Source organism: Lysinibacillus agricola (genome assembly GCF_016638705.1).
GTDB lineage: Bacteria > Bacillota > Bacilli > Bacillales_A > Planococcaceae > Lysinibacillus > Lysinibacillus agricola.
The window spans coordinates 447612-471893 of the sequence record NZ_CP067341.1 but is presented as its reverse complement, the minus strand read 5'-3'; the positions used below and the strand labels follow the sequence as shown (position 1 = coordinate 471893).

At 37.9% G+C, this 24282-nt stretch carries 15 protein-coding genes and 1 pseudogene; 3 read left to right on the top strand and 13 right to left on the bottom strand.

Going from position 1 to position 24282, the window contains the following annotated elements; all coding sequences use genetic code 11:
* Nucleotides 1–992 precede the first annotated feature (992 nt).
* From FJQ98_RS02250 to FJQ98_RS02235, 4 genes and pseudogenes are all read right to left on the bottom strand, one after another.
* Nucleotides 993–1859 (bottom strand): GNAT family N-acetyltransferase, encoded by an 867-nt coding sequence (locus FJQ98_RS02250; RefSeq protein ID WP_053594050.1) that lies wholly within the window; start codon nucleotides 1857–1859, stop codon nucleotides 993–995.
* 758 nt (nucleotides 1860–2617) lie between these two features.
* Complete coding sequence (locus tag FJQ98_RS02245; RefSeq protein WP_053594083.1) at nucleotides 2618–4450, bottom strand: ABC transporter ATP-binding protein; 1833 nt, start codon at nucleotides 4448–4450, stop codon at nucleotides 2618–2620.
* The gene (locus tag FJQ98_RS02240) at nucleotides 4450–6171 is read right to left on the bottom strand and encodes an ABC transporter ATP-binding protein (protein WP_053594051.1); all 1722 of its coding nucleotides are present in this window, start codon (nucleotides 6169–6171) and stop codon (nucleotides 4450–4452) included. The genes FJQ98_RS02245 and FJQ98_RS02240 overlap by 1 nt, the downstream gene beginning before the upstream one ends.
* A gap of 76 nt (nucleotides 6172–6247) precedes the next feature.
* Nucleotides 6248–7169, bottom strand: a pseudogene (locus FJQ98_RS02235) (DMT family transporter).
* Nucleotides 7170–7355: 186 nt separating this feature from the next.
* On the opposite strand from FJQ98_RS02235, the gene FJQ98_RS02230 reads away from it, so the two are divergent.
* Nucleotides 7356–9377, top strand: a complete 2022-nt coding sequence (locus FJQ98_RS02230; RefSeq protein WP_053594052.1) for a GGDEF domain-containing phosphodiesterase — start codon at nucleotides 7356–7358, stop codon at nucleotides 9375–9377.
* 746 nt (nucleotides 9378–10123) lie between these two features.
* Here FJQ98_RS02230 and FJQ98_RS02225 read toward each other — a convergent pair.
* Both FJQ98_RS02225 and FJQ98_RS02220 read right to left on the bottom strand, forming a co-directional pair.
* Entirely contained in the window at nucleotides 10124–10591 is a 468-nt protein-coding gene (locus FJQ98_RS02225) for a threonine/serine exporter family protein (RefSeq protein ID WP_053594053.1), read from the bottom strand.
* Between the two features lie 12 nt (nucleotides 10592–10603).
* Entirely contained in the window at nucleotides 10604–11356 is a 753-nt protein-coding gene (locus FJQ98_RS02220) for a threonine/serine exporter family protein (RefSeq protein WP_053594054.1), read from the bottom strand.
* Nucleotides 11357–11625: 269 nt separating this feature from the next.
* Here FJQ98_RS02220 and FJQ98_RS02215 point away from each other — a divergent pair, with 269 nt between their 5' ends.
* Complete coding sequence (locus FJQ98_RS02215) at nucleotides 11626–13017, top strand: polysaccharide deacetylase family protein (RefSeq protein ID WP_053594055.1); 1392 nt, start codon at nucleotides 11626–11628, stop codon at nucleotides 13015–13017.
* 49 nt (nucleotides 13018–13066) lie between these two features.
* Here the strand turns inward: FJQ98_RS02215 and FJQ98_RS02210 are convergent, their stop codons facing one another.
* The 4 genes from FJQ98_RS02210 to FJQ98_RS02195 all read right to left on the bottom strand — a co-directional run bounded on the left by FJQ98_RS02210 (nucleotide 13067) and on the right by FJQ98_RS02195 (nucleotide 19181).
* Nucleotides 13067–15163, bottom strand: coding sequence for a beta-propeller domain-containing protein (locus FJQ98_RS02210; protein WP_241774532.1), 2097 nt, complete (start codon nucleotides 15161–15163; stop codon nucleotides 13067–13069).
* 136 nt (nucleotides 15164–15299) lie between these two features.
* A complete protein-coding gene (locus FJQ98_RS02205; RefSeq protein WP_053594057.1) occupies nucleotides 15300–16493 on the bottom strand; it encodes an acyl-CoA dehydrogenase family protein in 1194 nt (397 codons plus the stop codon).
* A gap of 10 nt (nucleotides 16494–16503) precedes the next feature.
* The gene (locus FJQ98_RS02200; protein WP_053594058.1) at nucleotides 16504–17676 is read right to left on the bottom strand and encodes a saccharopine dehydrogenase family protein; all 1173 of its coding nucleotides are present in this window, start codon (nucleotides 17674–17676) and stop codon (nucleotides 16504–16506) included.
* Between the two features lie 26 nt (nucleotides 17677–17702).
* Nucleotides 17703–19181, bottom strand: coding sequence for an aldehyde dehydrogenase family protein (locus FJQ98_RS02195; protein ID WP_053594059.1), 1479 nt, complete (start codon nucleotides 19179–19181; stop codon nucleotides 17703–17705).
* A 425-nt stretch (nucleotides 19182–19606) separates the two neighbouring features.
* Here FJQ98_RS02195 and FJQ98_RS02190 point away from each other — a divergent pair, with 425 nt between their 5' ends.
* Nucleotides 19607–20407: a TIGR00266 family protein gene (locus FJQ98_RS02190; RefSeq protein WP_053594060.1), complete on the top strand. Its 801-nt coding sequence runs from the start codon at nucleotides 19607–19609 to the stop codon at nucleotides 20405–20407.
* A 210-nt stretch (nucleotides 20408–20617) separates the two neighbouring features.
* Here FJQ98_RS02190 and FJQ98_RS02185 read toward each other — a convergent pair whose 3' ends face one another.
* The 3 genes from FJQ98_RS02185 to FJQ98_RS02175 form a co-directional block, all read right to left on the bottom strand.
* Nucleotides 20618–21580 carry a 2-hydroxyacid dehydrogenase gene (locus FJQ98_RS02185; protein WP_053594061.1) on the bottom strand — a complete coding sequence of 321 codons (963 nt, stop codon included), beginning with the start codon at nucleotides 21578–21580 and terminating at the stop codon, nucleotides 20618–20620.
* A gap of 258 nt (nucleotides 21581–21838) precedes the next feature.
* The gene (locus tag FJQ98_RS02180) at nucleotides 21839–23140 is read right to left on the bottom strand and encodes a globin-coupled sensor protein (RefSeq protein ID WP_241774533.1); all 1302 of its coding nucleotides are present in this window, start codon (nucleotides 23138–23140) and stop codon (nucleotides 21839–21841) included.
* Nucleotides 23141–23408: 268 nt separating this feature from the next.
* Nucleotides 23409–24242 carry an undecaprenyl-diphosphate phosphatase gene (locus FJQ98_RS02175; RefSeq protein ID WP_053594063.1) on the bottom strand — a complete coding sequence of 278 codons (834 nt, stop codon included), beginning with the start codon at nucleotides 24240–24242 and terminating at the stop codon, nucleotides 23409–23411.
* Nucleotides 24243–24282: the final 40 nt, after the last annotated feature.

The following is a 24282-nucleotide window of genomic DNA, read 5'->3' as shown; positions in this document are numbered from 1 at the left end:
ATTTACGTATCAGATCAAATACTGATACGGTAATAACCTAAGATTATTATCCCTAAATAAGATACATCTCCCGTTTGTGGATTTTTTCTAAGTCCTTAAACTCTGGTATCCCTTCTGAATTAGGCTCAACATACTTCCAAATAATTTTTTCCTCTTACTTTGATAAACTTGCGATTTAGCATTAGATGAACAAGAAATACTTAGAAACATCAATCCTATTACCACAAATACAAGATTGTTTACTTTTTACACTTAACCTATACCTCATATTGAACGCCTTTAAACATATTTTTACTCTTTTAAGTCTTTTTTTTACTGTTCATCTCTTGCAATGACCGATTATATAGCATTTTACAAAAGAATAAAAATCAACTTTTGTTGCTTTTCTAGAATAATTTGATAAAAGTGAATTTGAAATCAATGAGTTTAAAATTTGCACTCGATTTGATTGATTTTCAACGAGTATTGTTGAAAACTATTAGCACTATTTAGATTCTGTGTAATGACATGACCCCCAGAGTTAGTAATGGTACCACTTCTATATTACTTGCAACAGTCGGATCACCAAGAACCATTTTTCAACTCTTTTTATAAAATTATTCCATAAAAAATACATCCTTTTATCGGACATCCTTTTATCTTAATGATTATGATTATTAAGAATAAAACCTTCTGGAAAAAGATGCAAATCAATCTTTGCTTGCTTTTGAGCATATTTTGATAACTGCTTCTTTGGATCATTATGATAATTATTTTCAACTTTATTTTTTGAGATCGGTGCGAGTGATGTTCCCTTGGAATTACCTCTGAAAGAAAGGACTTACCCATCCTTTTATGTAGTTCGTCTATCTTAAACCGGAAATTTCCCACCTGCTTATCACAGGTCACCCTTGCACATTACTAGCTCTTTTACTGTTTTCATGGTTTGGACTTCATCGTGGACACAAAAAAAGTGAGGAGCGATGCACAACACATCACTCCTCACCCTGTTTTTAGTTTTTCACGAAGTAGTCTATTTGCTGAGCCTTCATAAAGCCGGCCTTCTCATAAACAGAAAGCGCCTTACTATTTTCGATTTCTACATCAAGCATGACATATTTCGCACCATTTTTACTTGCAAAATCCTTTGAAAATGTCAGTAAAGCTGTACCGATACCTTGTCCTTCACAAGTCGGAAGAACAGCAAGTGCCGTCACCCATTGAACTTCATTTTCTTCAACTGTCGTTACAGTACCGACTACTTCACCGTCTTTACGTGCTATCCAAAGCTTTCGTCCATTCGCTGACGTGTTAAAGGCAATTAGCTCCTTGGATTCTTCTGGTAAATCTCCAAATGCCTCACTATAAATAGTCATTAACTCTGCCTGCTCCCCAGCATATGGAGAAATCTCAATTTCATTTCGTAATTCGACTTGCTCCGCTCTTGTTTCTAGCGTCGCCTCTGAGAAGCTATATGTATAGCCTCTTTTTTCAATAAATGTATGTCCAAAAGGTGATCCATCAATGACTACTGCCAATTGACCTTCTGCACCTCGTTCGTCTAGTCCCACTTGTAGCCCCCCGACTAAAGCGGTTCCAATTCCCTTTTGACGATATAACGGTGTAACTACTAGCGACCATTCATATGTATGCAACCCCATTAAATCAATTGCACTTGCTGCACCGACTAATACATCCTTGTCATCGTCATACGCAAGCACCATAAAACCTTTTGAGTCAAAGGAGCTTGCCATTGGTATATTCATAATCGTTTCATATACACGGTAATCGTTTAAAGTTGCTTCTTCACATAATAATTTTAATTCATTTAAGGTTTCCCCATCTAACGGGAAGGACACTGTAATCACTGAAATCTCCATTGTTTACTCCGTTCTTGTACCAGACTATTGCCCTATTGTAGCAAGAAAGAAAATAAGCTGGCAACAAAATATAATTGTAACTTCTAATAATCAGCAAATCACTTGAGTAAGAGATAACATAAATGGATTTTTACTACCCTCGATCTCTAAAATGACTAAAACTAACTAGAAGCTATAGATACATATAATTAGATTTACACCTTAATTTATCGTCAATAGATTACTTTATTTCATAATCAATTATACCATTTATACTAATAAATTACATTTATAATTTTGGAAGCATATTTGAAAGTGTCATTTTATATAGTTAACACAAACTCCGGGTCTTGGCTGACCAGTCACCTATTTCCTGTCCCATATAACAAAGGGACTGCTCCATAATCATTGAGCAAAGACTAAAAGAATAACAACGATAATGAAATTGCTTTTTTCACACAGTAATCTTCTTTTAAAATCAACAAAAAACAAGGGTATCCTTTAAATAAATATCCTTGTTTTTTAGCCGTCATTAATACGATAGCATGAATTTTAATACTATCAAAATCAACTTTTGCCAATGTTCGAGTATTTATTGAGAATCACCTTTAATTAAAATCGATACCAACTATCTTGGCACATCACCAAAAGTTAGAGATGCCATTTGATCAATAGCAGCTCGTCTCTCGCCTGCAGGAAAGCGAGTAACCCGTAGCGAAAATCAACCCTACGTTATGGTTATAAGCCTCTTTGGTGGTAAAATCCCTACATTTCTACAATTACTCATCAAGATGATGGGATGAAGATTGTAACATCTGCGCATAAATGCCACCAGATTCAATTAACTTTTGTTGAGGTCCCGCTTCGACTAACTCACCCTTGTGCATAACAAGCACAATATCGGCATTGTGCACTGTATTTAAGCGGTGAGCAATCACAAAGCTTGTGCGTCCCTGCATTAACATGTCAAGAGCCTCTTGAATCGCAAGCTCCGTAACAGTATCAATGCTGCTTGTCGCCTCATCCAACAACAAAATTTTCGGGTCGGCAATCAATGCTCGTGCAATTGACAGCAACTGCTTTTGACCTTGTGAAATTTCACTACCATCTGCCGCGAGTACTGTGTCATAGCCATCCTTTAGCTTCATGATAAAGTCATGTGCATTTGCACGCTTTGCCGCTTCTTCTATCTCTTCATCACTAGCATCTAATCGACCATAACGGATATTTTCTCGTACAGACGCTTCAAATAAAAACGGATCCTGTAACACAAAGGCCATTTGTGAACGCAATGCTTGTCGTTCTATTTGCTGAACGTTCACACCATCAAATAAAACCTCACCCTTTGATACCTCATAAAATCTTGCAATAAGCTGTAAGATGGTTGTTTTTCCTGCTCCAGTTGCTCCAACAAGAGCTACCGTTTGTCCAGGCTCTACTTTAAAATTAACGTCCTTTAAAGTATATGCTTCCTCTTCTTGCTCATATTTAAAGTACACATGTTGAAAGCTCACCTGTCCTAATAGTTTATGCTTGTGCGCTGAAGTTGCTTCCTTTTCTGGTTGTTCATCCAGTAATGCAAATACGCGTTCAGCACCAGCAATCGCTGACAGCACCGTATTAAATTGATTGGCCAAATCATTTAATGGTCGTGTAAATTGTCTTGCGTATTCTGTAAAAATAACAATTACTCCGATTGACACATGACCATAAAGAGCAAGTATACCGCCAATACCAGCCACAATTGTAAAGCTCATATTGTTTAAAAAGTTCATGACCTTTGGAATATATCCAGAGTATGTCTGTGCCCAGAAGCCAGTTCTTTTTAATCGTACACTTTTTTCGCGAAACTCCTCTTTCATTCGTTCCTCTTGTGAGAAAGCCTTCACAATTCGCTGGCCCGAAATTGTTTCTTCAATCATGCCATTAAGAGCTCCTATGGCCGCTTGCTGCTCTTTAAATAATGGTGCTGTTCTCCGTGTGATCCAACGCATTGCCCAAAACATGATTGGTATAATCGTCATCGTTAATACCGTTAGTAAAGGACTTAAACTTAGCATGATGATCACTGTTCCCGTAAGCGTTAATACACTAGAAAACACTTGAATAAAGGAGCTATTTAATGTTGAGCTCACTGCTTCAATATCATTCGTCATCCGACTCATTAATTCTCCATGCTGACGACGATCAAAAAAGGCTATCGGCAGTCTTTGGAAATAGGCAAATACACTCGTTCGTAATCTATAAATGGTTTGCTGAGCAATACCGATCATCCAATAGTTTTGTAAAAATAATGATATGGCTAATAGAGCATAAATGCCGATTAACAGCATAATTCCCTTACCTAGTCCTGTAAGCTCTCCATGCATCACGTACATATCAATCATTTTACCGATTAAATATGGCCCAAGAAGAGCCAAAATTGAGCTCACCAGGACAAGTAACAGTACAATAATTAAAAGTGCACGTTGTTCATCAACAATTTTCCATAAACGTAACAGTGTACTTTTCCAATCTGTCGCACGAGGACCCTTCTTTTTCTTAACAGTCTGCTTCACATCCTCTTTCGTCAAAATCGGCTCATAACCAAAAGGTTTTTGGAAAAACCCCATCATTCCTCCACCTCCTGTTGGGAGATTGCGATTTTTTTATAGAGCATTGAAGTTTGCAAAAGCTCTTCATGTGTCCCATATGCGACCACTTTTCCGGCATCAATGAGTAAGATTCGATCTGCACCTTTAGCTGTCCGAATTTTTTGAGTGACCACTAGCATGGTTGCTTGTTCTTCACTCAATGCCTCCCATAATGCTTGCTCCGTTTTCACATCAAGCGCACTTGTACTATCATCGAGCATTAATAGATGCCCTTTTCTTAATAACGCTCTTGCAATCGATAATCTTTGTTTTTGACCACCAGAAAGATTGACACCCTTCTGGCCGACTCTAGTCTCGTAACCGTTCGGAAAATCCTCCACAGAAGCATGGATTTGCGCTTGCATTGTAGACTGTAGCACTGCATCCATTTCAGCCTCTGTATCACCCCAACGTACATTATCAGCAATGCTTCCTGTAAATAATAAGGATTGTTGCGGGACATAGCCAATAACTTCACGCAATTCTTGTAAATCCCACTGTTGCGCGTCTTTCCCTTCTACTACTATTTTGCCTTCCGTGACATCATAGAAACGAGGAATAAGCTGTAACAACGTAGATTTCCCTGCACCCGTTGCCCCCATAATGGCTAGCTTTTCACCAGATTTCACTTGAAAGCTTACATCGGATAGTACAGGTGAGTCTCCCCCAGGATAAGTAAAGCTCACATGATCAAAAGCTAATTCTCCAAAGTTCTTGCCATTCGATGTTTTCTCTGAAGACGACATAAGCTCAGTCTCGTTTTCAATAGAAAGTACTTCTGCCATACGCTCTGCTGAAGCCTTTGCACGGGCATAAAAAATAATAATAAAGGCAAACATCGAAAACGAGCCTGTCATACGCATTGCATAATTGACAATTGCAACAATATCTCCAAGTGGTGTTGCACCTGAAGCTATTTGCTTCGTCCCAAACCATAGTACTGCGAGTAAACTCATATTCATGATGAATAACAGTACAGGCATAATATACTCCATTATGCGTAGAGCCTTTACAGTATCTATTTTTAAGCGTGAGGCCACTTCATCAAAACGAGATGCTTCATAAGCTCCACGTAAATAAGCCTTTACTAATCGGATTGCCTGTAAATTTTCTTGTAGCACACGATTCAAACGATCTACTCTCTTTTGCACACGTCCAAAATAAGACACACCTTTTGCCACCATAAAAATAAGAAAAATGAAAATAATCGGTGCGCCAATAACTAAAAACAACGCTAGCTTTGCATTCACAACAAAGGCCATGACAATGCTACCAATAACAGCAAGTGGTGCACGAAGCATAATACGCAAACTCATAAACAGCACCGTCTGTACTTGTGTCACATCATTCGTTAACCTTGTAATCAGGGAAGCCGTTGAGAACTTTTGATAAGTAGCTAATGTAAAGGATTGTATTTTTTCAAACAATGCATTTCGTAAATCATAGGAAAAGCTCTGTGCTGTATGCGATGAAAAATATGAATTAACGACACCAGCTATAAAGGCAACGAAGGATAATGCTAGTAAGACAGCACCCCATTGCAAAATCATCCCTTGGTTTTGAGCTCGCACTCCATCATCTATAATTTTAGCCATTATAAGTGGCTGAGCAAGCTCAACAAACAATTCCAACAGCATTAAACATAACGCAATAAATGCAGTCCATTTATAAGGCTTTACATAGGAAAAAATTTCTTTCACACTCTTCCCCCTTGTCCTAATAAAGAAATTCCATAAAATTCAAACATAGTATAGAACTCCTGTACAGATAGTATTTTTATGCTTTTTCTCCAACTATCGAAAGCCATGTTACACAAACAAGCATGACGAACACACCAACTAATTGCCAAAACTCTAACGATGTACCAAGCACGATAACCGAAATACCCATCGCTGTTAATGGTTCAATACTGGAAAGGATACTAGTCTCAACTGCTGTAAGGTATTTCACGCTAGATGTAAATCCTCCTATAAGCATTCCCCGCCTACAACAAGTAGTACACTCCATTCTTTCATCAAACGTACAGGATACAATATGTAGAAAGCAAACGTGAGACCAACAGCTACTCCCCACAATAAGGCTTTGTTACTAACTAATAAAGCGTCAAATGAATCATTCTTTAGTACGGGGAAAAAACCTGTAAGTGTACCAATAATCCCTAATACTTGATATTTTGGTGGCCATTTCTTTAAACTAAGAGAGACAAAAGCAACAACAAATTATCGGTGCTAAAAACTGTAATAAAGTAGCAAATACAGCATTACTTTCGTTGATCGCCGCCACGAAAGCAAATTGTACGCCCAACATCCCTGCTATTCCGAATATAATAAGCTGTCTACTCCATAGTTTTTGCTACCAAATGTCGAAAATATCTTTTCCAGTTAACAATCAATTTCGCCTTGGCGTAATTGCGTCCGGAGGCTTTAGGCCAACGTGATGTTGGTCACTCAGTCGTTGCCACAGGACGTGGCGTTCTTAGACTGAGTTCCTATATTTCAGTGGGTGTTAGGACATCCACTGAATGAAGATAAATATGTAAGTAATATAATACCTGCAATCGATAAACGAATTGTTAACATAAAGGAAACTGTCAATGGCGTATGATTGAGTAACCACTCCATTAAAGGTCCAGTTGCCCAATTGCTCCCCATAACATCGCACCAAAGACGATAAATATTATTTCTTTTAACCGTTCCATATAATTCCTGTTTCCTATATACGTACTAAAAAATGTTATTTTTCTTCAAATCTTTTCTTGCATTTCACTAGAAAAGTCCTAATTTTTCTCATCATCAAATATTTACAAATATATTCATAATGACTAATTCCCGATAATTAACTATAATAATAGTATATATAGATTACCCAAGGAGATCGAATAATCATGAGTCATATGCATAAATCATTTACGATTGATGAACATTATTTAAATTCACTTCCTTTTCCTACAATTGTCATGAATCAAGATGGACAAGCTATAATTTTGGGAAAACTTGCTGAACAACTATTTGGTTTTTCAACTATTGATATTCAAGGACATACTGCTTCATTCATTCAAGAAAATCTACTACGACATCTTTCATTAGAAACGTTTCAAACAATTTTACAAAATGATGAAAGCACGTATATAGATCAAATTCAAATGAACACATATACAAATGAAGAAATTACGACAGCACTACTAGCTAAACCATTTACTGAACAAGGAGAGCGTTTCATTCTTATGATGTTTATGCTACCAGAATTAATGATTAATTCTGTTTCAAATAGCAGCACTCTCGTAGATTTAAAACAAGGATTAGACTCGACATTTATGACAGTAACACTTGATCATGATGGATTTATTTTAGAATGTAATGCTGAATTTCTAAAAACGAGTCAATGGACACCAAAACGCGTTATCGGTAAAACGTTTTGGCAGCTGTTCCCTGACAATGAAGTAAGTGAAAAAATCACAAATACTATCTGGCGTAATTTAAACAGTGGCCATACGTGGCAAGGCGAAGTTGAAAAGATTACAAAAACAGGCCAGTCTTATTGGGTACTTCTAACAGCTATCCCTACATTCAATCTTGAAACAAATGAGCAACAATTTATTTTAATCGAAAAAGATATCACGAAGTCAAAGACAATACAACATCAGCTTGAAAAAATCGCTTATATCGATACAGAAACAGGTCTCATGAATGCACATCGTCTTGAAAAAGTGATTTCCAGCATGATTGAGGAAGAAAGACACTTTTCTTTCGTCTACTTAAGTATAGATAAATTTTATACATTAAAAGAGTTACATGATCAGCAAATCGATCAAGGCCTTATAGTGGAATTCACAAATCGTATAAAAATGTATTTCCAAGATAGCACAATGGCACGTATTAACGAAAATGATTTTGTCGTGATTACACCTTTAAGTGAATGGTTTATCCAAGGCTTCTTGTCTTACTTACAACAGCATCCAATTTATAACAGTAGTGTTGCTGTCCCTATTTCTATTAGTGGTGGAATTACACGATACCCTGAGGATCAAACTACATTCTCCCAACTAATGAAGGCATCAATTGCTACTATTACAACTGTTCGTGAAGCAGGTGGCGATAAAATCGTCTCCCTATCAAAAGCAACACATAAGGCATTAAATCGAAAAGCTTTAATTGAAAAACGTTTACTTCAAGCTCTTGACCAAAAAAATCTAAAAGTCCTCTATCAGCCGCAGATTGATGTTTATTCACGTAAAATCACAGCTGTAGAAGCATTAGTTCGTTGGGAAGATGAAGTAATAGGCGTTGTCTCACCAGATGAGCTCATTCCAATTGCTGAGGAAACGGGTCTTATTAATAATATTGGTTCCTTTATGTTAGAAAAGGCTTGTGAACAGGTACTAACCTGGAAAAAAGCTGGTCTTGATTTAAAAGTATCCATTAACTCATCTGTACGCGAATTCCGTGATAAAAACATGGCACAGTCCATTCTTGAAACGTTAGCGAAAACTGGCTGTCCTGCAAGTCTTATTCAAATCGAAATTACAGAGAAATTTGCCCTAGAAGCAGAGGCTGCTACCTTCATTACCAAGCAAATGCGTAAACTTGAAAATGAAGGCATCTCCTTTATACTAGATGATTTCGGTACCGGGTATGGCTCATTTAGATATATGCAAATTTTACCAATAGATACATTAAAAATCGATAAAACATTTACAAGTTCTTTATTAAAATCTGAGAAGACCCAAAAGCTCATGAACGGCATGGTGCAACTCGGAAAATCTATGGAACTTAAAGTTGTCGCAGAAGGTGTCGAAACGGCTGAACAAGCAGATCTTTTGATTTCTTATGGCTGTGATGCGATTCAAGGTTACTATATTAGTAAACCAATTCCTGCTGAAGAAATTGAAGTATTACTTGTTAAATAGTTAGATAGTTTAAAAGAAAGAGGTTACGTTTAAGAACGTAGCCTCCTTTTTCATATTTATTCTATCTTTTGCTTTGAGGCGTTTTATCCACGACTTTGACTGTTCTATCCGTCGCTTTCGCTTTTATATCAGTCGCTTTGCTTTCTATCCGTCACTCTGCTTTCTATCCATCACTTTGATCTTTCCATCCGTCGCTTTCGCTGTTCTATCCGTCACTTTGACTGTTCTATCCGTCGCTTTCGCTGTTCTATCCGTCACTTTGATCATTCTATCAGTCGCTCTGCTTTCTATCCATCGCTTTGACTGTTCTATCCGTCGCTTTCGCTTTTCTATCCGCCACTTTGACTGTTCTATCCGTCGCCCTGCTTACTATCCGTCACTTTGACTGTTCTATCCGTCGCCCTGCTTTCTATCCGTCACTTTGACTGTTCTATCCGTCGCCCTGCTTTCTATCCGTCACTTTGACTGTTCTATCCGTCGCCCTGCTTTCTATCCGTCACTTTGACTTTCTATCCGTCGCCCTGCTTTCTATCCGGCACTTTGACGTTTCTATCCACGACTTTGGCTGTTCTATCCGTCGCTTTCGCTGTTCTATCCACGACTTTGACTGTTCTATTCGTCGCTCTGCCTTCTAACCATCACTTTCGCCTTAAAAAAATTCACATCAGAAAAGCGCGAGAAATCAACGTTTCTAAAATTGATTTCTCGCGCTTTTTAAGATTTTAATCAGTTTTGTCCCAGCCGCCTTATTTCTTGTAAACCTTTTGGAATGTCGCCTTACTAGTACGGACAGAACGGAAAATAAGCTGTATAAGCACCTCTGCAAACACAAGCCCCATAACGATTGCACCTGTAATTAAAAATGCCTTTAATCCATACTGTAGCCCTTGTATATAATCATCCTCAACAACATTTCTCATTGCATTATAAGCCATGCCTCCCGGAACTAACGGGATAATACCGCCAACAATAAAGATAATCATCGGCATTTTAAAGCGTCGAGCATACAAATGTGCAACAATAGCAATTACAAATGCGCTAAAAAATGAGGCATTCACAATATCCAGGCCTTGTTCTGTTAGGACGAAATAAATCATCCAGCCTACTACCCCAACAAAACCACAATAAATTAAGGTTTTTCTAGGTACATTAAAAATAATTGCGATACCAGCAGTCGCAAAAAAGCTAACAATCAATTGTATGATATAGTCCATGTCGCCTGCCTCCTAAAACGATAAAGTGACGGCAATAGCTGCACCGATTGCAAAAGCTGTTAAAAAGGCCTCTGCGCCCTTTGCCATCCCCGACATAAAATGACCTGCCATTAAATCCCGAACTGCATTCGTGATCAAAATACCTGGCACTAGTGGCATAACGGAGCTAATAACAATTTTATCTATTTCCGTACCATGCCCATATTTCACTGCAAAGACAGCAATCGATCCTACTACTAATGAAGCCGTAAATTCTGAGAAAAATTTCACTTTTGTTAAGTCATTTATCATTAAAAGCACTAGGAAGCCTAACCCCCCTGCCAAGCAGGCAAAAAGGAAATCAGACCATCCCCCCTTAAACATTATAAGGAAACAACCACTCGCAAGAGCAGCTGATATGACTTGAATATATGTTGGTAAAAAATAATTTGTTTTTTGTATCGACTTTAACTCGTCATACGCGTCTTCTAATGTTATCATGTGAGATGTGAGTCTCCGAGATACTGAATTTACCAAGGCTATTTTTTGCAAATCTGTTACCCTGTTGGAAATCGATGTAATTCTCGTTGGCTGTGTCTTGCCTAACGAAAAAATGATCCCTGTAGGTGTGGTATAACATTGCGCATCTAGCATATTTTGAGAATGTGCCATACGTAGCATTGTATCCTCCACACGGTATGTTTCTGCACCACTTTCAATCATAATTCGTCCCGCAAGCAATAAGCAGTCAATCGTAAATTCATTATCCACTTCACGTAAAACCATTATAGCTATCTACCTCCTTCAAAAGGTTCCTTGCCCATAGTATCGAACTGCAAATAAAAACTCAACCGAAAATTTTAACTTTTAACAAAAATGCTTTGGCTTTCATATGCTGAAAAGTGTAAGCAAATGAGTTATTTATTCATGAAGATCAGTTTTCTATAAATTGAAAGCAAAATTTTGTAGATTCGTATAACTTTTTCAATGACTAACACGTCTGATTGTATAGAAAGTATAGAAAAATAAATAAGGGAAGGAGCGTATCCATCAAAATGCCGGAACGCAGAAAAAGACGCGGCCCAATGATTGATTTCCTATTAATTGGCCTCATCATTACATTAACAACTATTATTTTATTTATTATCCTATCAAAGGATGACTTTAAGTTTCAAAAAATCAGTGCCTCAAAAGAGACAGATTCAGATTCAATAACGAGCAAACTATCCACAGAAAGCTCTGCGTTTCCAGGTATTCGTATTGTAAGCGATGTTTCTAATGATGAACGAACACCTTTTGCTATTCACTATCCGGAAACAGATAACAAAGCTTTTAACGATGCTGTATTACAGTACATAAAGGATTCAAAAGAAAACTATCTGTCATCTATGAAAGAAAATAAAGATAAAGAGGCAATGGGTGAGCTTAATATTAGTTTGGAAACTTTCCCATACCAGAAGCACTACTATTCCTTTGTGCTAACAAAAACGTTGTATACAGGTGGAGCCAATCCCGAGGTTTCAACAAAAACATTCTTCATTAATAATGAAACTGGTGAATTAATTTCCATTGAAACTTTGTTGAATAACGACGACAACAACTTATCGGCATTAGCTACTCATGTACGTAATGACTTACAGAAAAACCTTCAGTTAAAGGATGAGCTAATAACGTCAACTGAACCGAAGTGGTCTAACTTCAATCGCTTTGCTATCGTTGATGATTCGTTACAATTCTATTTTGATGAGTATGAGATTGCTAGTGGAGCAGCTGGTCCACCAATTGTGAAGCTTCCCCTTTCACTTATTAATCCGTTGTTAGCCTCTGATTTTCAAATTGCCATGGAAAAGCCGACGAAGCCAACTAATACAGGTGACCCAAATACAAAGCGTATTGCCTTAACTTTTGATGATGGCCCACATCCAAAGGTTACAGAACAAATTTTAAATATTCTCGATAAATATCATGCAAAAGCTACCTTCTTTATGCTTGGTAGTCGTGTACAATATTACCCTGATATTGCTAGAGACGTACTTGCACGTGGACATGAAATAGGTAATCATACATGGAACCATCCTGTATTAACGAAACTGTCACAAGAGCAATCACTGCAGCAATACACATCAACCGTTGCGGAGATAGAGAAAGCAATTAATCAAGCTCCAACTGTATTTAGACCACCATATGGAGCAACAAACGAAACTATTAACGCTCAAATTCCAATTCCTGTAGTCTTATGGACGATCGATACATTGGACTGGAAGCATCGCAATGCTCAACAGTTACTACCTAATATCAAAAATAATCTACACAATAATGCCATCGTCTTAATGCATGATATTCATCAATCAACTGCAGATGGACTTGATGCCGTGCTTGCTTATTTACAAGGGCAGGGCTATGAATTCGTTACAGTATCAGAAATTCTTCCATATCGTCAAAAATAACTGACCAAAGAAAAAGTCCAATAAACTCAATGTTTATTGGACTTTTTGCTTATTTGATTGTTAATGTATCAAGTGGTTTGAAGTCTTTTAGCTGATAGCTCTTCACTTCGTTGCTAGCTACTGTGTAAAGAGCGTCATCTATATAAACTACTCGCTGTACACGCTGCTCCCAATTTTCATACTGATCGCCAGTGCTTTTATTAACAATATTTCCTTTTAGTACGATTCCTTTATTTGCAGTGATTTCATAGATTTGTGCACCTTGACCTTTGTAGACAATTTCATCGCCCTTCCCTGCATCATAAAGGACAACTGGGAAACCAAAGTAACTGTATTCCTTATTGCGGAATAGCGCTTTAGGATTGTATTGAACATCAGAATATGAGCCCTTGCCTCCGATTTTTACTGTTGATTGTTCCTTTGGATTTTTGAAATCTGAAACATCGAACAATGACATTTTCATATTAGTTGTAACTGTAAAATTACGTTTCGAATAGGCATCATAGCGTTGCTCGGTATCGTAGCCAATGCCAATTAAATGCGTTTCGTCTAATGGATGTAAATAGTTGCTAAAGCCTGGAATCTTCAGCTCACCTAGTACAGTTGGCTTTTTCGGATTTGCCACATCAATCACAAACAGTGGATCCACTTGCTTAAATGTTACTACATATGCTTTTTCACCCATAAAGCGAGCAGAATACACTTTTTCACCAGGAGCTAAATCTTTTACTGCACCAAGCTGTTGTAAATTTTCATCTAATATAAATAGGTGGTTACGTGATATTTCTTGTTCATCCCTCGTATTTCCTTCAGTTGTAACGATGCGGAAATTGCCTTCATACTCATCCATTGAGTATTGATTTAACACTGTTCCTTTTACTTCCGTAGTACCTACAAAATTCATGGCAGTTCCATCAACATTCCATTTAAAAACTTGTGTATCCGTTGCTCTTGGCATCCAGATCATATCCATAATGCGACTAGCAGCAGGCACTGGATTTCCATCATAAATTGGTGTTGTTAAATAAAGTGCATTTTCCGACATATAAAGTCCACTACTACCACCTAAGTATCCCTTAGTATTCGCAGTTGTTTTGGCACCATTTTTTAAATCCACTGCTGTCATTAAGCTATATGTTCCATCCATTGTATTTGGTAAAATAGAAATTTTCTCTAAAGGTAAGCTTTTATATTCTTTACCTTCTATACTATCAAATGTTTTCGGTTTTAAATCTGGCGCTTTTTGATCTCTAAGCATCCAATAATTCGGATACATATTACCGATTAAATATAATGTGTCGTCTGTAATTCGAATATCCTGCAAATATCCCTCTTGACCCACTTCACGTATAAGCTTTGCATTCTTTGGATTTGAAATATCATACAACGTAGCTGTCGACATGCTTGTGCCTACTTTTTCTAAATACTCATCCCCAATCGCTATTAATAAATTATCATATAATGCTAGCTTCGAAATATATTGTGATTCTTTCAGCTTAATTGTTGTCGCTAATTTTAAATTTTTCGGATCTCTAGCATCAACTACAGTAATGCTTTGATTCTTGACAGCATAAATAAAGCCATCCTTGACAACCACTATATCGCCTTCCTCAACTCCCTCTACTTGATTATTTGTTGTTGAGGCATTGTTTGCGCTCGCTTTATCTTCGCTCCTTGCAGTTTCTACGCTTGCTTCATGGCTCATTTCTTTATCTGAATTCGCTAAAAGTGCTTTGAAATATTGTTGTAGCTCTTTTTCTGATTTTACTGCTTCAAGCTTTTCTATGACCGTAAATGGGATTACTTGCGATGCGGTTTTAGGTCCACTTAGTGCAAATGCCTCTTTATTCACATGTAATTTATAGCTACCAGGTGCTAGATCGCTAACAATTAGTGTTTTTTTATCTTCTCCCAATGTTATTGTTGCTGTCACCTTTTGATTTTTGCCATTCGTTACATATACATGGGCATCCGTTATTTTGCTATCCTTTAGTGCCTTTGTAAAGAATGCTTGCCAGCTATGAGTTGTCATACTCGCAGTTGCCGCCTGTGCCTCCGCTTTTAAGGGCGTCTTCAACGAAAAAATTCCTGGCAAAATAGCTAGTACGGTGATGAGTAAAATTGCTATCCACTTGTTTTTCATCATTTTTCTTTCCTTTCATAAAGTTGTTTATTAATTAGACTACCAAAGAACAAAAGAGTTACATTTTTCTGAAATTTTCATCGCAGGAGTTTTTGAAATATTACAAAAAGAAAAACGAGGGGGAGTGAAACCCTCTCGTTTATTCATCAAATGGCCATTTTGGTAGCATTTTTGCTAATGACTTATCTTGACGTTTCCCTAATACATAGTCAGCCTGCATAATTGTATGAATCTCACGCGTACCTTCATAGATAACGGGCGCTTTCGAGTTACGTAAATAACGAGCGACTGGATATTCATCTGAATAACCATATGCTCCATGGATTTGTACAGCATCATCCGCTGCCTTATTGGCAAAATCACAAGCCTGCCACTTTGCTAATGATGTCTCTCGCGTATTGCGCACACCTTTGTTTTTTAACTCACCAACACGATATACAAGCAAACGACTCATTTGATAACCCGCTTCCATGTTGGCAATCATTTGACCAACTAGCTGATGCTCACCGATGGGCTTCCCAAATGTTTCGCGTTCATGACAGTATTTTACGCTCGCCTCGATACATGCTTGAATGAGACCGACAGCGCCTGCTGCTACAGTAAAACGACCATTATCTAGCGCAGACATTGCAATTTTAAAGCCTTCTCCTTCTTCTCCTAAGCGATTCTCAACAGGTATACGTAGATCTTCAAAAAAGAGCTCCCCTGTATTACCAGCACGAATACCGTATTTGCCTTTAATGGCCTTCGATGTAAAGCCCGCCATAGAACGCTCTACGATAAATGCACTAATGCCATGATGCTTCTTCGATTTATCCGTGTAAGCAAAAACGATAAAATGATCAGCTATATCACATAAAGAAATCCATGTTTTCTGCCCATTTAATACGTAAAAATCTCCATCCCTTATAGCGGTGGTAGACATTGCGGCTACATCTGACCCTGCTCCAGGCTCTGTTAAACCAAACGCCCCAATTCGAACCCCTTTCGCCTGCGGAACAAGATATTGCTGTTTTTGAGCCTCTGTTCCCCATTGCATTAAGGTCATGCTATTCAATCCTGTATGAACTGAAACAGCTGTGCGAAACGCTGTATCTCCACGTTCAAGTTCTTCACAGACGATGGCAAGCGCATTGTAATCCATGCCACTGCCACCGTATTGTTCTGGTACACAAACACCCATTAAGCCAAGCTCAGCAAGTCTGGACCAAATCTTCTGATCAAAGCCACCCTCAGCATCCCACTTCGCAATATGCGGAATGATTTCATCATCCACAAACTGTCGTACTGTTTTTCGTAGCATTTCCTGCTCAGTGGTAAATTCGAAATTCATGACCAAGCACCTACCATTTCACAATCATTGCAGATTTATGAGATGTCTCCTTAATGACAACGCCACGTTTTGCCATCTCTTCAATATAAATGTCGCCCGGTACAACTGATTCAGGTGCGAATACACCACGCTCTGTAATTTTATCTTCCCCAATCATTTGAGCAACGACAGAAATTGTATTTGCTGTTGCACGAGCCATGGCCGTTTCATTAATCGTCATATCTTTACGCACAACCATTTCGTACTCATAAGTCACTTGTTGTTGCGCTTTTTCACCCGCTACAATAACACGCAGCAGTACTGCATCTGGTTTTGTACCAAGCTCAAGTTTCTTTTTAAGTGCCTCACGAACAACTGGACGCACAGAAACCTCCTGATCTTCTACCTCTACCTTATTACTAGCATCTAGGAACCCTAAATCTGCTAATAGCTTAAACTTCTCTGCATGTCCCTTATAACGAATTGTTTTATATTCTAATGTGTGGACATTTGGGAATGTCTTATACAATGTCGATATGCCGCCAGATGTATAAAATGCCTCAAGCACACCAAAACCTTCGAAATAAATAGGTTCAATACCTGATAAAGATGGAACTTCTTGAAGTTTACCTTTTTGAATCATCTTTGATGGCTCCGTATAATGATCAAAGACTCCATCTAGTGAAAATACTCGTGTATAGTGAAGAGGTGGCTTCGGCTCTGTAGGAATACCGCCTACAAAAAGTTTAATAGATTCTACCTCATCTAATTTCGATGCACCATAGCCTGCTAGTATATTAACCATACCTGGTGCAACACCTAAGTCTGGAATAATTGTTACGCCTTGCGCTGTCGCCTCTTCGTTGAGATCTAATATTTTTTCCGTTACACCGCCAATATGACCACCTAAATCTACGGAATGTACACCAGCCTCAATCGCTGCTCTTGCTACACGCTCGTTGAAGGAATAGAATAAAGCATTAACGACTACATCGCCTTTTGAGATAACCTCCATTAACGAGTCATCGCGCTCAGCATGAAGCTCTACAACCTCAACCTTATCTGTATTTAAAGAGTCCACAAAATCCTGCGCTATTTTCACGTCAATATCTCCTAAAAATACACGCTCTACTTTGCTACTTTTTATTAAATCACGAGCTACCTCTTTCCCCATTAAACCTGCACCTAATACAACAACTTTCATCAAGAACATCCCCTTTCGTTGATCTGTTACTCTGTATCGATTTGTGCTCTTTGTAATTTACCGCTATAGTCTACATAAATACTTTTCCATTCTGTATAGACATCCAAGGCAGCTATACCCGAGTCACGGTGACCATTCCCCGTGCCCTTTGTGCCACCAAATGGTAAATGGATTTCAGCACCTGTTGTGCCGGCATTCACATAAACAATACCTGTATCTAAATCTCGTTGTGCGCGGAAAATCGTATTAACATCTTGTGAGAAAATTGAACTGGATAAGCCAAATTTTACGCCATTGTTTACTTCGATTGCTTCATCCAAACTTGCTACTTCAATTAGAGAAACGACCGGGCCAAAAATTTCTTCCTGTGCAATAATCATGTTAGGCTTAACGTTGGTAAATAGCGTAGGCTCATAATAAAACCCTGTGTCATAAGGAGGCTCAGATAAAATTCTTCCTCCAGCTAATATTGTTGCCCCTTCCTGTTTGCCTATTTGCACATAGTGATTAATTTTTTCCAATGCAGCTTTATTAATCACGGGTCCGATTTTTACACCTTTATCTAGGCCGTCCCCAATTGTTAGCTTTTGCATTTCGTCTAATAGACGTTTTTCTAATTCCTCTCTTACATCTTTATGCACGATCACGCGGCTACATGCTGTACATCTTTGACCAGCAGTACCAAATGCACTCCATAAGATTCCTTCAGTAGCTAGCTGTAAATCGGCATCTTCCATAACTATGACTGCATTTTTTCCACCCATTTCTAATGAAACCTTTTTCAGGTGTTTACCACCTAGCTCTGCTACCTTACTTCCTGTTGATGTAGAACCGGTAAATGAAATGACCTTGACGTCTGGATGTCCAATTAATGCTGTCCCAACTGTTGGCCCTGTACCAAAGACAATATTTGCTACTCCGTCTGGTAAACCAACCTCTTCAAAAATTTTGCCCATTTCATACGCCATCATCGGCGTCTCATTAGATGGCTTCCAAATGAACGTATTGCCAGCAACAATTGCAGGGAACGACTTCCAAGTGGCAATAGCTACAGGGAAATTCCACGGAGTTATTAAACCTACAACGCCAATAGGTGCCCGTACACTCATGGCAAATTTATTGGCCAACTCAGACGGTGTTGTCTCCCCAAATAACCGTCGCCCTTCACCGGCCATATAATAAGCCATATCTATCCCTTCCTGTACTTCACCTCTTGCTTCTTCAATAACCTTTCCCATCTCTTTTGTTAAAACGGTCGCCAAATGTTCCTTCTTTTCTTTCATTTTTTGACCGATGGCATATAAATAGTCCGCACGTTTAGGCGCAGGTACTAACGCCCAGCTTTTTTGTGCTTGTTTTGCAACCGCTACCGCTCCATCTACCTCACTTGCCGTAGAAAGCGGTATTGTAGCTAGCTGCTCCCTATTTGCAGGGTTGGTCACTGCTATACTTTGTAAATGCGAATGTGTTACCCACTCACCGCCGATATAGTTTTTGATTTCCACTACATACACCCCCTGAAGTATCTTGATGCCTCTGCTTCATTGTTACCAGTCGCATTGCTTTCAGACAGAAATATCATCTATTACTCTATCTATATAGAATTAAATGTGTCAAAATTCCGAAATTTCAATAAATGACCATCTACAGAGCATGCTTTTGGTTCAACAACATCGGTGACAATCGCCAGAGGCTTTATTTTCTTTTAGCTAAACATCCATGTAGCTTCACGGATGAAAGTCCTTTGTGAGCATAGGAAAAACAATCACAAAACTTTTAGCTAAGAAAATAAAAAATACACATTCTAGTTTTTTATATTCGACATTTACTAGCTTATTCCCTTTTTTTCTAAAATAATTAATTACACTTTGAAACTAATGTAACTTATAATCGTATATAATAACAAAATTATTTTTGGAGGAATCCTATTATGAATAATCACGAAATTGACTACAAATTATATGGCGATGATATGCAATACGTACAAGTGGAGCTTGATCCTCAAGAAACTGTGGTAGCTGAAGCTGGAGCTTTAATGATGATGGATGATGCTATCCATATGGAAACGATCTTTGGTGATGGGTCAAGAGGAAGCCTAGAAAGTGGTCTTATGGGAAAATTATTTGGAGCTGGGAAACGCCTAATTACAGGTGAAAGTTTATTCATGACGACATTTACGAACGTTGGTTCAGATAAACGCCATGTGTATTTTGCTTCTCCATACCCTGGTAAGATTATTCCAATGGATTTAAGTCAATTAAACGGGAAAATTATTTGTCAAAAAGATGCATTTTTAGCTGCTGCAAAAGGAGTTTCAATCGGCGTTGAATTCCAGAAAAAAATCGGTGTTGGCTTCTTTGGTGGTGAAGGCTTCATTATGCAAAAGCTTGAAGGAGACGGCATGGCTTTTGTACATGCAGGTGGCACTATTCATGAAAAGACTCTAGCACCCGGAGAAGTATTACGTGTTGATACAGGCTGTCTAGTTGCTATGACATCTGATGTAGATTATGATATCGAGATGGTCAAGGGCGTAAAAACTGCATTGTTTGGCGGTGAAGGTATCTTCTTCGCTACTTTAAAAGGTCCAGGTAAAGTATGGATTCAATCCTTACCATTTAGCCGATTAGCAAGCCGCGTCTTCGCTGCAGCACCAATTTCTCAAGGCGGTGGCGGTCAATCTAAAGGTGAAGGTGGCATTGGCGGTTTATTTGATATGTTTAATAAATAGACCAACCATCTATCCAATTTTTTCATTATAAAAGGAGCTCATCTAGTTACGATGGGCTCCTTTCTTCATTTGAAGCAAATCCTCCTTAAATGCGAAAGCGAAGTGCCAGCAACAACAGGAGTCTACTCGGATTTTTACCTTTATATCAAAAGTTTATAGCAATTCTTCGAGGATATTGCGTTTAAACAACCTCTATTTTTAGCCTCACCATTAATCTATTCGATTCGTTACAGCCTTGTCCTGCCCATATGCGGTAAGTGCTTTAACGTTTAGCATTAGCATAGCAGTTCTAGTTTGAAGCGACGCACTACCGATATGCGGAAGTGCTACAACATTAGGAAGCGTCAATAATGGATGATCCAACGCAATGGGTTCATGTTCAAATACATCTAGACCTGCTGCCCACAGCTTACCATTTTTCAAAGTGTCATAAAGTGCATTCTCATCAATAATGCCACCACGTGATGCGTTAATTAACACAGCGTCGTCCTTCATTAAGGCAAGTTCCTCTGCTCCTATAAGCCCTATCGTATCATTATTATAAGGTGTCATAATAACGACAAAATCCGATTGTTTTAAAAGATCCTCTAACGATTCATATTGAAAGCCATACATTTCTTCTACCTCGTGGCGACGTCTACGATTGTTATATAAAATTTTCATATCAAAACCTTTTGCTCGTCTTGCAACAGCCTGCCCAATACGCCCCATACCAATAATCCCGATAGTAGCTCCGGATACATCTTTACCTACTAATTGCATTGGATACCAGCTTTTCCATTTACCATCACGCAAATATCGTTCGCTTTCTGGAATTCTACGAGCAGTCGCAAGCAATAATCCCAATACTAAATCAGCAGTCGTATTTGTTAAAACTCCTGGAGTATTTGTCGCCATAATACCGCGCTGACGCAAGGCTTTGACATCAATATTATTAAATCCAACTGCTAAATTTGTCACAAGTTTTAAATTGGGTGCGTGTAATAGTAACTCTTCATCTACTTGATCAGCAATCGTTACCCATAATACTTCACAATCCGCCACAGCTGCCAATAGCTTTTCCCTTGGTATAACAATTTCCTCTTCCTCCCATTGTTCGATATCATAATACTCTTTCAACGGCTCAACTATATGCGTTGGGAACTTACGTGTAATAAATAATTTCTTTTTCATATTCCGAACACCCCTCTATTCAATTCGCCTATAGCGTAACACTTAGAACGCGCATTTTCTAGGGATTTCTTATCTTTACTTGTGTGGTAGCTATTCCTTTTAATCGCTCTACAAACTTCATCCGTCTATTTGTTGTTTTATCCTCCAAATAAACGATTTTGTCCTAAAAACTGGCTCATCACCAACTTATCCTCATGGTATACGTCTATGCTATCCCAACTAAGCAAAAAAACTATGCATAGGCTTTATGCATAGTCGTTAAAAATCTCTGATTGTTGTATCTAAACGATTTGCAACTTGTTTTAACTCCTCTGAAGATTCTCCAATTGATTCGATCATATCTGCCAATTCTGTTATTTGTCGTCCAACGTTTTGGAAGTTTGAGATAGAACCGTTCACTGAGCCAGATATTGCATCGAATGCTTTTAAAGATTCTGCATTTTGCTCAATACTATTGTTCACTAGTTCTTGGATTTCATGAATCGCTTGGACAACTTGGTTCGTAATTCCATTAGACATAGTTATGAGATTCGCGATTTGTTCTACCGAATTTTTCGTCTGATCTGCAAGCTTACGGACTTCACTCGCCACGACAGCAAAGCCTTTTCCATGCTCTCCTGCCCGCGCAGCTTCAATGGCTGAGTTTAACGCAAGTAAATTTGTTTGACCAGAAATACTTTTCACAATTTCAACCACAGCATTAATTTTAGAGGAAGAGTGATCTAATTGCTCCACCATATCCGACATTTCAACTGTCTGATGATGAATTTTCCCTGTTTGCTCGCTAATTGACATTATTTTAGAATAACCATCAGACGATACCTTTTGCATTGTTTTTGCTTCATCGATACTTTCCTTCAAGTATTCATTAACTTCCTTGGCGCTAAAAACAAGCTCAGTCACTGTTTCATTCGTACTATGAGATTGAGTCTCTAGCTGCGTAGATATTCCACCTATTACTTCCTTAACGTGAGCTCGAACACTATCCCGCTGCTTCTCAATTAATGTATTCGCATAATTATCATATTCCTCTAAAACAATTTGTTGCTCGAAATTACAAATCTTACTAATGGCATCACAAAATTTCTCTTCATCATCTCTTGATAGATGAAGCTTATAAACTATCTTTCTTAAAAAATTTTCAAGATTTTGAAAGGCTGCTAAATACCACTTAGGGTACAAGTTAATCTTCACATGCATTTTCGCCACACGTCTTCTCTTCTCCAAGAATGCTTCGTCTATACGCCCTTCAAACATTTCTATAATATGATGGCGTAATGTTTGGCGTAAACGTTCGCTGGAGCTATGCTTTTGAATAACCTCACGTAAAGCTGGCACACTTTCAATTGCATGATAGAATGCTGTTACTGCCTCTAAGACATTTTGTTCAATATATGGTTTTAAACTTTTAATTAACTGCAAATCTTGTCTAGTTAAATTTACTAGATTTAACTGTAGTAAACGTTCCTGATCTTGAATAATAACCCCTATGCTTGAATCATCACTAATTTCAATTGTGTTTTTCTTAGCCCTATTTCCAATTTGAAACAATTTATCCACCCCACTGTGCCGTACTATGACTAAATTATTATCTAAAAACAACAAAATCTATGAATCAATTATACGTTTTATTCAATCAAAATAACAATATATATAGGTAAATAATATCTATTTTTACAATAAGTATTGATATACACCATTTCAATATAATACTTTATAACTATTCAATTCATTTCAAAACAAGATGAAAATACTAAAATAAATATAAAATATCAAATTTCAAACTAAAAAAGCCACCCATTCTTTAACAGAAGAGTGACTTTCTTATTTACATAAAGATAATAACCGCTAGTACAGCAGCTAGTACTAAACGATAAACAGCAAATGGCATTAATTTCACTTTTGAAATAAGTGCTAAGAAGAATTTAATAGAAAGTAATGCAAAGATAAATGAACTAATGAAGCCCACTACATAGAAGCCAAAATAATCCATAGATAGCGTATCCCAGTTTTTCAGTACAGATACTAGACTAGCACCTGCCATAATTGGTACCGCCATAATGAAAGTAAAATCTGCCGCTACACGGTGACTCATACCGAATAGTACACCACCAGATATTGTTGCACCTGAACGGGAGAACCCTGGCCAAAGTGATAAGCATTGCACTAAACCTACTTTAAATGCTAAACCATAAGAAATTTTATCTAGAGAATCCACTTTTGGTCTTTTCGGTGCTAATTTATCTGCAGCAATCATTAAAAGTGCCCCAGCTACTAAAGCATAAATAACATGCTCCACTTTAAATAGATGATCATCGATAAAATCTTTAAATGCAAAACCTAATATAACTGCTGGCAACATACCTACAATAACATGCACTAAATTGAAGTGACCTTTCACCGATGTCGTTTGGCCATCAATTTTATAGAGTCCAACTAAATTTAACATTCGTTTCCACATAACAACGACTACGGCTAAAATGGAGCCTAGCTGTACAACGATTTTAAATGTATTGGCAGGATACTTCCCTAAAAACTCCTCTGTCTTTAGCCACATATCGTCGACAATAATCATATGACCTGTCGACGACACTGGCGCAAACTCTGTCATTCCTTCGACAAAGCCTAATATAAGTGCCTTTAATAATTCTATGATATCCACGTTGTCACCTTACCTTTTATTAATTAAATATCCACATATT

Bases quoted from the DNA above. Each gene is read 5' to 3' on its own strand.
- FJQ98_RS02205 (WP_053594057.1), bottom strand. From the start codon at position 16,493: ATGAATTTCGAATTTACCACTGAGCAGGAAATGCTACGAAAAACAGTA.
- FJQ98_RS02250 (WP_053594050.1), bottom strand. From the start codon at position 1,859: ATGGAGATTTCAGTGATTACAGTGTCCTTCCCGTTAGATGGGGAAACC.
- FJQ98_RS02230 (WP_053594052.1), top strand. From the start codon at position 7,356: ATGAGTCATATGCATAAATCATTTACGATTGATGAACATTATTTAAAT.
- FJQ98_RS02210 (WP_241774532.1), bottom strand. From the start codon at position 15,163: ATGATGAAAAACAAGTGGATAGCAATTTTACTCATCACCGTACTAGCT.
- FJQ98_RS02220 (WP_053594054.1), bottom strand. From the start codon at position 11,356: ATGGTTTTACGTGAAGTGGATAATGAATTTACGATTGACTGCTTATTG.
- FJQ98_RS02215 (WP_053594055.1), top strand. From the start codon at position 11,626: ATGCCGGAACGCAGAAAAAGACGCGGCCCAATGATTGATTTCCTATTA.
- FJQ98_RS02225 (WP_053594053.1), bottom strand. From the start codon at position 10,591: ATGGACTATATCATACAATTGATTGTTAGCTTTTTTGCGACTGCTGGT.
- FJQ98_RS02185 (WP_053594061.1), bottom strand. From the start codon at position 21,580: ATGAAAAAGAAATTATTTATTACACGTAAGTTCCCAACGCATATAGTT.
- FJQ98_RS02245 (WP_053594083.1), bottom strand. From the start codon at position 4,450: ATGGGGTTTTTCCAAAAACCTTTTGGTTATGAGCCGATTTTGACGAAA.
- FJQ98_RS02200 (WP_053594058.1), bottom strand. From the start codon at position 17,676: ATGAAAGTTGTTGTATTAGGTGCAGGTTTAATGGGGAAAGAGGTAGCT.
- FJQ98_RS02190 (WP_053594060.1), top strand. From the start codon at position 19,607: ATGAATAATCACGAAATTGACTACAAATTATATGGCGATGATATGCAA.